This is a genomic window from Paenibacillus sp. EKM212P, assembly GCF_011066115.1.
GTDB classification, from domain to species: Bacteria; Bacillota; Bacilli; order Paenibacillales; family Paenibacillaceae; genus Paenibacillus; species Paenibacillus polymyxa_B.
This window is the reverse complement of the sequence record NZ_JAAMNR010000003.1, coordinates 1-14198: the sequence shown is the minus strand read 5'-3', so window position 1 is coordinate 14198 and position 14198 is coordinate 1. Positions and strand designations below refer to the sequence as shown.

General features: G+C 46.3%; 10 protein-coding genes, 1 rRNA gene and 1 pseudogene. All 12 read left to right on the top strand.

The features are described from left to right. Position 1: 1 nt before the first annotated feature. The 12 genes and pseudogenes from rfbB to G9G54_RS09325 all read left to right on the top strand — a co-directional run bounded on the left by rfbB (position 2) and on the right by G9G54_RS09325 (position 14175). On the top strand, positions 2-1021 hold the full coding sequence (rfbB, locus tag G9G54_RS09370; RefSeq protein WP_165177570.1) for a dTDP-glucose 4,6-dehydratase: 1020 nt from the start codon (positions 2-4) through the stop codon (positions 1019-1021). A 1-nt stretch (position 1022) separates the two neighbouring features. Next, positions 1023-1895, top strand: a complete 873-nt coding sequence (gene rfbD, locus G9G54_RS09365) for a dTDP-4-dehydrorhamnose reductase (protein ID WP_165177567.1) — start codon at positions 1023-1025, stop codon at positions 1893-1895. A 158-nt stretch (positions 1896-2053) separates the two neighbouring features. After that, positions 2054-2341: pseudogene (locus G9G54_RS25575) on the top strand (glycosyltransferase); the annotation flags it as partial. Positions 2342-2356: 15 nt separating this feature from the next. Next, positions 2357-2998, top strand: coding sequence for a glycosyltransferase family 2 protein (locus G9G54_RS09360; RefSeq protein WP_238807875.1), 642 nt, complete (start codon positions 2357-2359; stop codon positions 2996-2998). Between the two features lie 185 nt (positions 2999-3183). Next, entirely contained in the window at positions 3184-3276 is a 93-nt protein-coding gene (locus G9G54_RS26220; protein ID WP_219727884.1) for a putative holin-like toxin, read from the top strand. Between the two features lie 371 nt (positions 3277-3647). Beyond that, positions 3648-4556, top strand: a complete 909-nt coding sequence (locus tag G9G54_RS09355) for a glycosyltransferase family 2 protein (protein WP_165177564.1) — start codon at positions 3648-3650, stop codon at positions 4554-4556. Continuing rightward, entirely contained in the window at positions 4553-5953 is a 1401-nt protein-coding gene (locus G9G54_RS09350; RefSeq protein WP_061831729.1) for an undecaprenyl-phosphate glucose phosphotransferase, read from the top strand. Before G9G54_RS09355 ends, G9G54_RS09350 begins: the two co-directional genes overlap by 4 nt. Positions 5954-6059: 106 nt before the next feature. Beyond that, positions 6060-6932 carry a phosphatidylinositol-specific phospholipase C/glycerophosphodiester phosphodiesterase family protein gene (locus G9G54_RS09345; RefSeq protein WP_165177561.1) on the top strand — a complete coding sequence of 291 codons (873 nt, stop codon included), beginning with the start codon at positions 6060-6062 and terminating at the stop codon, positions 6930-6932. A gap of 126 nt (positions 6933-7058) precedes the next feature. Beyond that, complete coding sequence (locus tag G9G54_RS09340) at positions 7059-7769, top strand: heptaprenylglyceryl phosphate synthase (RefSeq protein WP_165177558.1); 711 nt, start codon at positions 7059-7061, stop codon at positions 7767-7769. A gap of 41 nt (positions 7770-7810) precedes the next feature. Then, a complete protein-coding gene (pcrA, locus tag G9G54_RS09335; protein ID WP_069290489.1) occupies positions 7811-10135 on the top strand; it encodes a DNA helicase PcrA in 2325 nt (774 codons plus the stop codon). Positions 10136-10225: 90 nt separating this feature from the next. Continuing rightward, a complete protein-coding gene (gene ligA, locus G9G54_RS09330) occupies positions 10226-12241 on the top strand; it encodes an NAD-dependent DNA ligase LigA (RefSeq protein ID WP_165177555.1) in 2016 nt (671 codons plus the stop codon). Between the two features lie 378 nt (positions 12242-12619). Beyond that, positions 12620-14175, top strand: a 16S ribosomal RNA gene (locus tag G9G54_RS09325). Positions 14176-14198 lie beyond the last annotated feature (23 nt).

Genomic DNA, 14198 nt, shown 5'->3' with positions numbered 1-14198 from the left:
TATGAAACTTCTTGTCACCGGCGGGGCCGGATTTATAGGCAGTAACTTTGTATTGTACATGTTAAAACAGCATCCAGATTATGAAATTGTAAATATAGATGCTCTTACCTATGCAGGTAACCTGGAAAATTTGAAATCCATTGAAAATAACCCCAAGCATAGCTTCATCAAAGCAGATATTACCGACGCACAAGCGATTGACCAACTGATGCAGCAGGGGATTGATGTGGTGGTTAATTTTGCAGCGGAGTCACATGTGGATCGAAGTATTTTGGAACCGGAAGTGTTTGTGAAAACAAACGTATTGGGTACGCAAGTGCTACTGGATGCAGCCAAGAAATATAACGTGACCAAGTTTGTACAGGTATCAACAGATGAGGTGTATGGATCTTTGGGAGAAACAGGATTGTTTACGGAGGAAACTCCGTTGCAGCCTAATAGTCCTTATTCTGCATCCAAGGCAGGCGGCGATCTGCTAGTTCGTGCATATCATGAAACCTTCGGTTTACCAGTGAACATCACACGTTGTTCTAACAACTACGGTCCATATCAGTTTCCTGAAAAATTGATCCCGCTAATGATCTCACGTGCATTGAGCGACCAACAGCTACCTGTATACGGGGATGGCTTGAACATTCGCGACTGGTTGTATGTAGAGGATCATTGCAGCGCAATTGATCTAGTCATTCATCAGGGTAAACTGGGTGAAGTATACAATATCGGGGGAAATAACGAGCGGACAAATGTGCATATCGTCAAAACAGTATTAGAGGAGCTGGGCAAGCCGGAATCTCTGATTTCGTATGTGCAGGATCGTCCAGGACATGACCGCCGTTATGGCATTGATCCAACGAAGACCATGAATGAGCTGGGCTGGAAGCCAAAGCACTCTTTTGAAACAGGCATTAAAGAAACGATTCGCTGGTATTTAGACAACGAAGAATGGTGGACTCGTATTCAATCCGGCGAATACCAACAATACTATGCTAAACAGTACGGTTCCCGCTTGGGGGATGCGTAAAATGAAGGTGCTGGTTACTGGAGCATCCGGTCAACTTGGTAAAGATGTAGTAAACGTTTTTCAGGGCCAAGGACATGATGTTCTTGGATACGATCGGGAACAGCTGGATATCACGGATTTGGAGCAGGCTGTGAAGATCGTGGAACAGTACCAACCTGATGCCGTAATCCACTGTGCAGCGTATACGGCTGTGGATGCAGCAGAGACTGATGTAGACGGGGCTTATCAAGTCAACGCGGCAGGTACACGTAATATGGCAATGGCTGCGGAAAAGGTTGGAGCCAAGCTGGTTTATATCAGCACAGATTATGTGTTCGATGGAACGGCAAAACAGCCATATCATGAGTACGATAATACCAATCCGCAGAGTATCTACGGAAAGTCCAAACGGGCGGGGGAGGTATTGACCCAAACACTTTCCTCTAGGTATTTTATTGTTCGTACATCTTGGGTATATGGATTGTACGGGAACAATTTTGTTAAAACGATGCTGAAGCTTGGACAGGAGAAGCCGCTTCTCCAGGTGGTGAATGATCAGAAGGGTTCACCTACCTATACGGTGGATCTGGCACGTTTTTTGGCGGAATTGATTCAAACGGAGAAGTACGGCATATACCATGCATCCAATAGTGGTTCCTGTACCTGGTATGAATTTACGCAAGCTATTTTACAGGATGCGGCGGAAATATTAGATGCCAAGATCACAGCGAAATTGGAACCATGCAGCACAGAGCAATTCCCCAGACCTGCAGCGCGGCCACGTAACTCTGTTATGGAGCATATAGCGATCCGAACCAATGGATTGAATGATTTGCGCGACTGGCGTGAGGGATTGCGTGATTTTTTGCAGGAGTGTCTTAGTACATCCGAGTAAATAAAACCTTATTATAAATATCAACAATCTCCCATCAGTTCATGATTGGGAGATTTTATTATATTAAGGCCTATGTTGATTAAGGACGATGAGCATTATAATGTATAAGCAGATGCAACCTATTGTCCCTCTATTGCACATTTTAAAAGAAGGAGGTCATTACTCTGAACAGACCTAACGTACAAATTTTATTATCTACATATAACGGAGCAGCTTACTTAGATGAGCAGATAGAAAGTCTCATCAATCAAAAAGACGTAGAAATTCAGATTCTAATTCGTGATGATGGCTCGACAGATGATACGGTTGCCAAGTTGAGCGCGCTGAAGCAACGTTATCCTCAACAGATTTTTTTATGCCTTGAGAGCAATGTAGGGGTTATTAAAAGCTTTTTTGATCTGATTCAAAGATCGTCTGAGACATTCGACTATTACGCTTTTTGTGATCAGGATGATGTGTGGATGCCGAATAAACTTGCTCAGGCTGTGGCTCATCTCAGGGAGCAGGATGGGAGCCGACCGCTGATGTACTGTTCTGCTACTCAAATGGTCTCTCAAACATTGGAACCACTCAAAGTATGGCCAGCTTACATCCCCCGACCTGTATCCTTCTATAATGCTCTCATTGAGAATGTATGTGTAGGTTGTACCATGGTGATCAATAAAGAAACACTCAAGCTCGTGAAAAAGAGAATTCCGACTTCTTTGGATAATATTATCATGCATGACTGGTGGATTTACTTATGCACTTCCTCTTTTGGTGAGGTTGTTTTTGACCCCGATCCGTACATTTGGTATCGGCAGCATCAAAACAATGTGCTGGGAGGTTCTACGGATGGCTGGGTTAGCAAGTGGAGGAAAAGACTAAGTAGATTTGCAAAAGGAAAAAATCGCTATATTTTAAGCAAACAAGCCCAACAATTTATTCAACTTTATGGACAAGACATGTCTCCTCAAATGTATAGAGATATGGATCAATTCCTGGACAGCTACCAAAAGGGTGTGTTTTCTCGTATGAAATATATTTGGCAGTCTCCATTTTACAGGCAGTCACGGTTGGACAACTGGATTTATAAGTTGGTTTTTGTATTGAGGAAGTTATAGAGGTATGGAAAGAAAAAATATTGAAACTTTTTTCCATATATAAGCGTCAAATAGTCAAAGGTGCAAATGAATACTAGATAAAATACCATCGAATGCGTGTTCCTTTATGGAAAAATATAGTATAATTGAAACGTGCAACCGATAGAGCTGGCAAGGGCGGTCGGCTAACTCTCCCGAGGAGGGGGGTGAAGCCTGTGACAGTGTTTGAGGCGCTCAGTTTAATGCTGACGTTCGGGGCGTTAATCGTCACACTGTTAGAGTTTAACAAACGAAAATAGACCGCCCCCGCAAGGAAGGGTCTATTTTCGGCCTGATTGTTCCAAAACCGTCCGCTCTTGGAGCGTTGGTTGCGCAGGGGCTGGCTGGCACCAGCCCTTTTTCCATGTATATCTTACCACGATGAATTTTAGACCTCAACCGAGGATTTTACAAAAATCTAATAAACGACTTCCAATGAACTATATATAGATCGAAATGGTTTCGTTTGTCTATATTTGCACTTTGGAGCGACTGGAATCGAATTTTTTGAAATTTTGCTAACTATGTAAGGTTACAAGTTATGTGCTTTTTTGCGCCCCGTGGTCTGCGCGGTATGCTATAATAGGCGATAGTAGAATAGATTACTGAATTTGTCAGGAGCGTTTTAAATATGGATGTAAGCATACTGGTCGTCAACTATAATACATCTCAATTGACGCTGGATTGTTTGCAATCGGTGTATGCGTCAAAGTCGCAGTACCGATATGAAGTGATTGTGATTGATAATCACTCTAGTGACGGATCTGTTGAGGCTATTCGTGCTGCATACCCGGAGATTACGTTGATAGCCAATAAGAATAATTCAGGTTTTGCCAAGGCGAACAACCAGGGGATGGAAGTAGCCAGCGGGCGTTATGTATTGTTATTGAACTCCGATACGTTGGTGCAACCGGACACGCTGGATACAATGATTCAGTTTATGGATACGCATCCGGAGATGGGAGCATCGGGCTGTAAGGTCATCTTGCCGGATGGATCATTGGACAAGGCTTGTAAGCGTGGCTTTCCAACGCCGTCAGCTTCTTTTTACTACGCTTTCGGCTGGTCGAAGCGTTACCCGGATAACCCGAAGTACAATCAATATCAGCTTGGGCATCTAAGCCCGGACGATGAGTATCCTGTAGATGTACTGGTAGGTGCTTTTATGCTGGTGCGCCGGGAGACAATCGACCAAGTCGGGGGGTTGGACGAAACCTTTTTTATGTATGGTGAGGATATTGATTGGTGTTACCGGATTAAGCAAGCCGGGTGGGGCATTTACTACTACCCGCGCACATATATTATTCATATCAAAGGGGGCAGCGCTCGCCGTCGTCCTTTGAAAATTATTTATGAGTTTCATAGAGCTATGTGGGTATTTCATCGTAAGCATTATAAACAGCAATACAGTTGGATCACCAATATGGCTGTTTATGCGGGAATTATCGTAAAATTTGGAATGGCCTTTCTGAAAAATAAGTTGTCCGCACCGGTCAAGCCGGACAGCGGGGAACAATCTCGTACTGAGGTGAAAGCATGATACGCAGAAATCAGCGTTTTTTAACCCAATTATATATTGTGGCGGATTTCGCGGTCATTCAGTTGTCCTTTCTGATCGCTTGGTTTTTCAAATTTGAAAGTGAATGGATCACCTATAAAGAACCGCTTCCTATTCAAGTATATGGAGGCTGGAGCTTAATCTACGGCCTGATTGCCGTAGTGCTGGGGATGTTATTCTCGCTCTATTCGCCCAAACGCAAAAAACGATTTGCAGATGACGTATTCCGCGTCACCCAAATTCATATTGTTGGCCTGTTCGTGCTGTTGAGTGTGATGTTCTTCGTGAAGCAAATCGACATTTCGCGGTCCTATCTAGCGATCTATATGGTTGGGAATGTGCTGCTTATTTTGTTTTACCGGTTCTTTTTGAAGCAAGTTCTTAAAGCTCTCCGTCAAAAAGGGTACAACAAGCAGTTCATGCTTATTCTCGGGGCGGGTACTCTAGGCCAACGATTTTATCATAATCTTGGACAGTATCCTGATCTAGGATACGAGGTCGTGGGTTTTCTGGATGATAAGCGGCATTGGAGTGAAGAGGAAGCGGCGCATTTCCGCCCGATTCTTGGAGGCTTAGATCAATTGGAGGCTACGCTGTCGCGTCTGATGATTGACGAGGTCATTCTGGCGCTGCCGCTGGATGCCCATGATAAGTACCCCAAGATTATCAATATGTGTGAAAAGGCTGGAGTGCGCACGCTTATAATCCCTGACTTTTTTGATTATTTGCCGGCTCGTCCGTACTTTGATAACTTTGCAGGTATGCCGATGATTAATGTACGGGATATTCCACTGGATGTGGCGGGGAATCGATTGTTTAAGCGTCTATTCGATATTTTATTCTCTTTATTCGCGATTCTTCTGACCTCTCCGATCATGCTGGCAGTGGCGATTGGTGTAATGATCACATCCAGAGGGCCCATCATTTTTAAGCAGGAGCGGGTAGGCTTGAACCGTCGCACCTTCCGAATGTACAAATTTCGTTCGATGAAGGTGTTACCTCCTGGAACTGAAGATACGGGCTGGACGACTGCTAATGACCCAAGACGCACACGTTTTGGTACTTTTATTCGTAAAACGAGTCTCGACGAGCTGCCTCAATTTTTCAACGTTCTGCTGGGTGATATGAGTGTCGTTGGTCCACGCCCAGAACGACCCTATTATGTGGATCAGTTCCGTGAGGAAATTCCAAAATACATGGTGAAGCATCATGTTCGTCCTGGAATCACAGGCTGGGCACAGAGCAACGGGTTGCGTGGAGATACATCTATTGAGGAACGGATTAAGCATGACATCTTCTATATTGAGAACTGGTCGCTCTTATTTGATATTAAAATTATTTTCCGCACGATTCGCAACGGTTTCAAGAACGCGTATTAATACAGAAGCACCCTTCGGTTTAGCCGGAGGGTGCTTTTGCGTCTGGCAGTTGTTTTGAGCATGCGTATGTGGGGTATTGACCTGTACGAAAAGGATGTGACACCCCATGAAACGATTGATTGTTTCGGTTATTCTTTTAATGTTAATCGGCACATTTTTACTGGCATACAAAGGGAAATCTACAGAAGAACATACTGGCTTTACCGCGCACCGTGTGATTTCGCATGCCATGGGAGCCGTTGATGGTTTGGCCTATACTAATGCGCGTGAAGCGTTTGTGGAAAATTATAAAAAAGGCAGCCGCGTATTCGAGGTCGACCTGATGTTTACATCGGATGGACAATTGGTGGCGCGCCATGAATGGACAGAATCTTTTACAGAGCAAATGCAACAGGAACATGCAGTTGCTACGGAACAGGGTGGAAAACCTTGGAGCTATCATCAATTTAAGAACACCCCCATACACGGTTCCTATACCCCAGTAGATTGGAAGGATGTATTGGATTTATTGGAAACATACCCGGATGCTTATATTGTGACCGATACGAAAGAACAGGACCCTGCCCAAATCAAACAGTTGTTTGCGCAACTGACCCGTCAGGCACAGGAGAAAAATCCCGAGCTTTTGTCCCGTATTGTTCCTCAAATTTATAATGAAGAAATGTTGCGAACGTTACGAAGTATTTATCCTTACCCATCCATTATTTATACGCTCTATGCCACAGAAGATAAGGACGACCAGATCATTCGATTTGTACAACAAAATGATATAACGGCAGTAACTTTACCAGAGAATCGGGTGAGTGGTGCTTTAGTGGAAAGTTTGCGTCAGGCAGGAGCAGTGTGCTACGTAAATACCATTAATGAGTTGAAGGATGCGGCTGAGTATGAACAGATGGGTGTGCGAGGTTTCTATACAGATATTTTAACGGAAAAAGAACTTAGTGAACGCAGTTGGTTGTATGCGTTACGACCATGAGTTGTCTGAACGGGGTGTTCCCATTTGATACGAACATTGACACCTTTTAAGCACTATCATAGACTTAGCATAGAACGCTTTTGGATATTGGAATTCGGCTCGCCTGGATCATGACAAAAGCAATGAATGCTGGAGGAATGTGTGTTGGCAGATTCAATTCAATCATGGAGGCATGTGTTTAAGCTTGATCCTGACAAGGAACTGGATGATGGTGCGCTTGACGCCGTGTGTATGTCTGGTACGGATGCGATTATGGTAGGAGGTTCCTCAGGTATTACCTATGAAAATACGGTGGATTTGCTGTCACGAGTTCGGCGTTATGAGGTGCCGTGTGTGCTTGAGGTGTCCGATCTGGAGGCTGTTGTGCCGGGGTTTGATCTATATATGATTCCCATGGTACTAAATACCACTGACAGTAATTGGATTCTAGGGCAGCACCAACGTGCGATTGAGCAGTTTGGTTATATGATCCCTTGGGATTTGCTTGTGACGGAAGGATATATTGTTTTGAACGGTGGTTCCACAGTTGCTAAGCTTACCGGAGCAGATACTTCGCTGGGTGCTACATCAGCCGCCTCATATGCACAGATTGCTGACAAGCTCATGCATCTACCGATTGTATATGTGGAATATAGCGGTGCTTTTGGAGATATGGAGCTGGTGCAGAAAATACATCGCAGTACGGAGCGCTCTCGTGTCTTATACGGGGGAGGTATCGTGGATAAATCTACCGCGTTACAAGCGGCTGCCGTTTGTGACACCATTGTAGTAGGAAACATCATTTATCGTGACTTGGCGAAAGCGCTGGAGACGGTAGCCGTGAAATTGGAAGTATAGAACGTGAATTTATGGAAGCTCAGGGAAAGGAGCATGCACGCATGCAATCAATAGATATACACGAGGCGGTAGCTCGTCTTAATCCGCCTCAGCGTCAGGCTGTGGAGGCGGTAGATGGTCCGCTACTGATTATGGCTGGCGCAGGCAGTGGTAAAACACGGGTGCTCACGCACCGAATAGCCTACCTCATCGCGACCCGAAAGACGGCTCCATGGGGCATTTTGGCGATTACCTTTACGAACAAGGCCGCGCGTGAGATGCAGGATCGCGTATCCAAGCTGATTGGCCCACAGGGAAGAGATGTGTGGGTATCCACCTTCCACTCGATGTGTGTGCGTATTTTACGTCGGGATATCGAGCGGATTGGATTCACCTCGAATTTCAGCATTTTGGATTCTACGGATCAATTGTCTGTCATTCGGAGCTGCATGAAGGATCTGAATATAGACACCAAAAAGTTTGAGCCCAAAGCGGTTCAGTCTATGATGAGTACGGCTAAAAATGAACTGGTCACTCCCGAAATGTATGAACGCAAGATTGGCGACTATTTTGAGGGGATTGTGGCGAAGGTATATACCAAGTACCAACAACGACTCAAAAATAACAACTCTCTTGATTTTGATGATTTGATCATGGCAACGATTCAGCTTTTTAAAGAAGTACCTGAGGTACTGGATTTCTATCAGAAGAAATTTCAATACATTCATGTTGATGAATATCAAGATACGAACCGTGCGCAGTACATGCTGTGCAAAATGCTGGCCGACAAGCATCACCGGATTTGCGTAGTAGGTGACAGTGACCAATCCATCTATCGGTGGCGGGGGGCGGATATTAGCAACATTTTGAATTTTGAAGAGGACTACCCGGAAGCGCGCACCATTTTGCTGGAGCAGAACTACCGGTCCACCTCAAATATTCTCAATGCTGCCAACGAAGTTATTGGTCAAAATACAGGCCGCAAGCCGAAAAAACTATGGACTGACAAAGAAGGCGGAGCCAAGATTAAAGTTTATCGTGCTGACTCTGAGCATGATGAGGGCTACTTTATCGCCTCCGAAATTCATAAGAATATTAATGCGGGCAAAACCTATAGCCATCATGCCATTTTGTACCGTACGAATGCTCAGTCTCGGGTTGTCGAGGAAATTTTGATTAAATCCGATATTCCTTACCAGATCGTGGGCGGTATCAAGTTCTATGATCGGAAGGAAATTAAGGATTTGCTGGCGTATCTTCGCCTGCTCTCCAATCCTGACGACGACATTAGCTTGATCCGAATCATTAATGTGCCAAAACGAAGCATCGGAGACACAACCGTCGGCAAATTGCAGGCAGCTGCAGCAGAACGTGGAGTTTCAATTTTCCGTGTCCTTCAAGTTGTAGACGATTTGGGCTTTGCAGGACGTACGCGCAATGCGTTGGTAGAGTTTTACGATATGATCGAAGGTTTAAGTCGGATGGTAGACTACCTTTCGGTTACCGAGTTAACAGAAAAAATGCTGGAAACCACCCAATATCGATTGGAGCTGCAAAACGAGAATACACTCGAGTCGCGCTCACGTTTGGAGAATATTGATGAGTTCCTGTCGGTAACCATGGAATTTGAAAAAGGAGCGGAAGACAAGTCACTCGTCTCCTTCCTGACCGACCTTGCGCTGATTGCCGATATTGATTCCATGAATGACGATGAAGAAGAGCAAAGCGATGCGGTTGTATTGATGACCATGCATAGCGCCAAAGGATTGGAGTTTCCCATCGTATTCATTGTCGGTATGGAGGAGGGAGTATTCCCTCATAGTCGTGCCTTTCTGGATAACGAAGAGCTGGAGGAAGAACGCAGATTGGCGTATGTCGGGATCACCCGTGCAGAGGAGCAACTGTTCCTTACATGCGCACAGATGCGCACTCTGTTTGGCCGCACCACAGCTAACCCGCCTTCCCGTTTTCTCGAAGAGATTCCGGACGAGTTAAAAGAGGATACGATCATCAAACGTGACCGCTACCGTCGTTCAGGCAATGTAGGCGGATCTTATGGTGGGCGCGGACTGAATAAAGGTAGTGGCAGCAACTTTGGTGGAGAACGCTCGTTTGATACGATGAGCCGTAGTGGTTCGTCCGCTTCCGCGTCACCCCGAGTAACAGTAACGACATCTTCATCCACGAAACCCACTCCGGCTGCTTCGGCAGGAGGTCCCTCCATTTTTGCTGCTGGAGACAAGGTACAGCATGGTAAATGGGGGATTGGAACTATTGTAGCTGTAAAAGGGACGGGCAATGATATGGAGCTTCAAATTGCTTTCCCGGCTCCAGTAGGGGTTAAACGACTGTTAGCTGGCTTTGCACCGATTACAAAAGTAGAATAAATCTCAAACATCATTAAATCTCGAACCTCATGAGTGGCAGCTTGGCTTAGGACCTCTGCCCTGATGAAGTTCCCGGAGGGATACGCCTGCATGAACCCAATGCACAGGATGGAGCAGCTTGTTGCTGAACTGAACACATATAACTATCATTACTACACACTGGATGAACCCAAGATCAGCGACAAAGAATATGATGTGCTTTATGACGAGCTGGTAGCGCTTGAACAGACGAGCGGTCTTGTGCTGCCGGATTCGCCGACACAGCGTGTGGGCGGGGAGTTACTCAAAGGGTTCACACCGCATCGCCACCTTGCCCCATTATGGAGCCTTGATAAAGCTCAGAATATGGAACAACTGCGTGCATGGAACGCGCGTGTCGTGAAGCTGGTCAATGATTACAATACCAAGAACCCAGAGCAACCTTTGCCATCTCCAGGTTATGCGATAGAACTTAAATTTGATGGTCTAACGCTGAACCTGACGTATACTGATGGACAGCTGGTACAGGCTTCTACCCGCGGTAATGGTGTGGTGGGTGAGGGGATATTGGCGCAGGTAAAAACGATTAAATCCGTGCCACTTACAATTCCTTTTCGAAATGGAACTATTGAAGTTCAGGGAGAAGGGATAATGAATCTCTCTGTACTGTCCAAATATAATGAGACTGCCGCTGACCCTCTTAAAAACGCACGCAACGCCGCAGCTGGCGCTTTGCGTAACTTGAATCCCAAAGTGACAGCAGAACGGCGATTGAATGCATTTTTCTACAATGTGGGTTATGCAGACCGTATCCAGTTTAACAGCCACCAGGAAATGATGACTTTCCTGCGTGAAAATCATTTTAAGGTAAACCCTTACCTGACTTACTTTGATAATTTTGAAGATGTAATGGAGCAACTGATTGAGATTGAAAAATCTCGTGCCGGATTGGATTACCTCATTGATGGGGCAGTATTGAAAATTACAGATATGCGCACACGTGAGGCTCTCGGGTATACCGATAAATTCCCGCGCTGGGCGGTGGCCTATAAGTTCGAAGCCGAGGAAACAACTACGGTGCTTAACTCGGTTGAGTGGAATGTAGGACGAACGGGTAAAATCACCCCACTTGCAAGGGTAGAGCCGGTAGAACTGGCGGGAGTCACTGTACAAAATTGTACACTGAACAATGCTGGTGACATCGAGCGCAAAAACCTGAAGTTTGCTTTGGGTGCACGTGTGTTTATCCGTCGCTCAAACGATGTCATTCCGGAGATATTAGGAAAGGTAACATCTGAGCACGACGGAGAGGAAATTGTTGTACCAGATCATTGTCCAGCCTGCGGGTTTCCGTTGCAGCAGCGAGGTGCCCATTTGTTTTGCGACAATAAGCTGGGCTGTAAACCACAAATTGTAGCTCGTATTTCCCATTTTGCTTCACGTGATGCTATGGATATTGAGACATTCAGTGACAAAACGGCCATACAGCTGCATGACGAACTGGAAGTGCGCGAGCCTGCGGATCTGTATACACTCCAATATGATGATCTAGTGAAGCTGGAGCGGTTTGGTGAGAAAAAGGCCAGTAACCTCTTGGCGGCACTAGAAAAGAGTAAAGAGAGAGATTTGGCTTCTTTCCTTTATGCTCTGGGTATACCGAATACCGGTAAAGCAACAACACGCATGTTGGCTGAACACTACCGTGATTTGCACAAGACGATGTCCGCTACGGTGGAAGAACTGATAGAACTACCGGATGTGGGCGGGATTGTAGCCGAAAGCATTGTTGCTTTCTTTGCAGATCCATTTACTCAGGCGGGAATTGAAAAGATGCTGTCTCTAGGGGTGAAAGCTCAGGCCCCTGAAGCTCCACAGGAGAAGAAGACAGACAGCTTTTTCAGTGGCAAAACGGTCGTGCTTACAGGTACCTTGCATCAGCTTACGCGTGACGAAGCTGCATCCAAGCTGGAGGCGCTTGGAGCCAAAGTTGCGGGGTCTGTATCGAAAAAGACGGATCTAGTCATAGCTGGTGAAAAGGCTGGGAGTAAGCTGGCTAAGGCCCAACAGCTCGGAATTGACACCATAGAAGATGAGGATGAATTTATCAGACTGCTGGAACAAGAATAAACAGTTTTGCAATGAGTGCAGTCATTCCGCTCTGGGGCGGGGTGGCTGCCTTATTATCTGTTGTATAGTAGGAAATAAAATAGATATAAATAAATGCTTGCTAAATAACTTTAAGCATGATATATTATTAGACGTTGCTTTGAGAGTATCATTTCTTGAGGCGAGGTTGCTGAAAAGATAATCGAAAAAAAGATTTGACAAGAAAGCAACTAACATGATATGATCTAATTCCTGGCTCGTTGAACGAACGAGAACAGACAAGTTCTTTGAAAACTGAACAAATGGATGATGAAACAAAGATTTCTTCTTTTATAAAGAAGAATCGCTAGCATTAAAATGAGCTTATCGCTCTTTCTATAAACCAACTTCGGTTGGTCTTTAATGGAGAGTTTGATCCTGGCTCAGGACGAACGCTGGCGGCGTGCCTAATACATGCAAGTCGAGCGGGGTTGTTTAGAAGCTTGCTTCTAAACAACCTAGCGGCGGACGGGTGAGTAACACGTAGGCAACCTGCCCACAAGACAGGGATAACTACCGGAAACGGTAGCTAATACCCGATACATCCTTTTCCTGCATGGGAGAAGGAGGAAAGACGGAGCAATCTGTCACTTGTGGATGGGCCTGCGGCGCATTAGCTAGTTGGTGGGGTAAAGGCCTACCAAGGCGACGATGCGTAGCCGACCTGAGAGGGTGATCGGCCACACTGGGACTGAGACACGGCCCAGACTCCTACGGGAGGCAGCAGTAGGGAATCTTCCGCAATGGGCGAAAGCCTGACGGAGCAACGCCGCGTGAGTGATGAAGGTTTTCGGATCGTAAAGCTCTGTTGCCAGGGAAGAACGTCTTGTAGAGTAACTGCTACAAGAGTGACGGTACCTGAGAAGAAAGCCCCGGCTAACTACGTGCCAGCAGCCGCGGTAATACGTAGGGGGCAAGCGTTGTCCGGAATTATTGGGCGTAAAGCGCGCGCAGGCGGCTCTTTAAGTCTGGTGTTTAATCCCGAGGCTCAACTTCGGGTCGCACTGGAAACTGGGGAGCTTGAGTGCAGAAGAGGAGAGTGGAATTCCACGTGTAGCGGTGAAATGCGTAGAGATGTGGAGGAACACCAGTGGCGAAGGCGACTCTCTGGGCTGTAACTGACGCTGAGGCGCGAAAGCGTGGGGAGCAAACAGGATTAGATACCCTGGTAGTCCACGCCGTAAACGATGAATGCTAGGTGTTAGGGGTTTCGATACCCTTGGTGCCGAAGTTAACACATTAAGCATTCCGCCTGGGGAGTACGGTCGCAAGACTGAAACTCAAAGGAATTGACGGGGACCCGCACAAGCAGTGGAGTATGTGGTTTAATTCGAAGCAACGCGAAGAACCTTACCAGGTCTTGACATCCCTCTGACCGGTCTAGAGATAGACCTTTCCTTCGGGACAGAGGAGACAGGTGGTGCATGGTTGTCGTCAGCTCGTGTCGTGAGATGTTGGGTTAAGTCCCGCAACGAGCGCAACCCTTATGCTTAGTTGCCAGCAGGTCAAGCTGGGCACTCTAAGCAGACTGCCGGTGACAAACCGGAGGAAGGTGGGGATGACGTCAAATCATCATGCCCCTTATGACCTGGGCTACACACGTACTACAATGGCCGGTACAACGGGAAGCGAAATCGCGAGGTGGAGCCAATCCTAGAAAAGCCGGTCTCAGTTCGGATTGTAGGCTGCAACTCGCCTACATGAAGTCGGAATTGCTAGTAATCGCGGATCAGCATGCCGCGGTGAATACGTTCCCGGGTCTTGTACACACCGCCCGTCACACCACGAGAGTTTACAACACCCGAAGTCGGTGGGGTAACCCGCAAGGGAGCCAGCCGCCGAAGGTGGGGTAGATGATTGGGGTGAAGTCGTAACAAGGTAGCCGTATCGGAAGGTGCGGCTGGATCACCTCCTTTCTATGGAGAATCGTTTCCTGCAA

Coding starts and splice junctions, on each gene's coding strand:
- ligA (WP_165177555.1), top strand. CDS start 10,226: ATGAACCCAATGCACAGGATGGAGCAGCTTGTTGCTGAACTGAACACA.
- G9G54_RS09340 (WP_165177558.1), top strand. CDS start 7,059: ATGCTGGAGGAATGTGTGTTGGCAGATTCAATTCAATCATGGAGGCAT.
- G9G54_RS09360 (WP_238807875.1), top strand. CDS start 2,357: ATGCCGAATAAACTTGCTCAGGCTGTGGCTCATCTCAGGGAGCAGGAT.
- G9G54_RS09355 (WP_165177564.1), top strand. CDS start 3,648: ATGGATGTAAGCATACTGGTCGTCAACTATAATACATCTCAATTGACG.
- pcrA (WP_069290489.1), top strand. CDS start 7,811: ATGCAATCAATAGATATACACGAGGCGGTAGCTCGTCTTAATCCGCCT.
- rfbD (WP_165177567.1), top strand. CDS start 1,023: ATGAAGGTGCTGGTTACTGGAGCATCCGGTCAACTTGGTAAAGATGTA.
- rfbB (WP_165177570.1), top strand. CDS start 2: ATGAAACTTCTTGTCACCGGCGGGGCCGGATTTATAGGCAGTAACTTT.
- G9G54_RS09345 (WP_165177561.1), top strand. CDS start 6,060: ATGAAACGATTGATTGTTTCGGTTATTCTTTTAATGTTAATCGGCACA.
- G9G54_RS09350 (WP_061831729.1), top strand. CDS start 4,553: ATGATACGCAGAAATCAGCGTTTTTTAACCCAATTATATATTGTGGCG.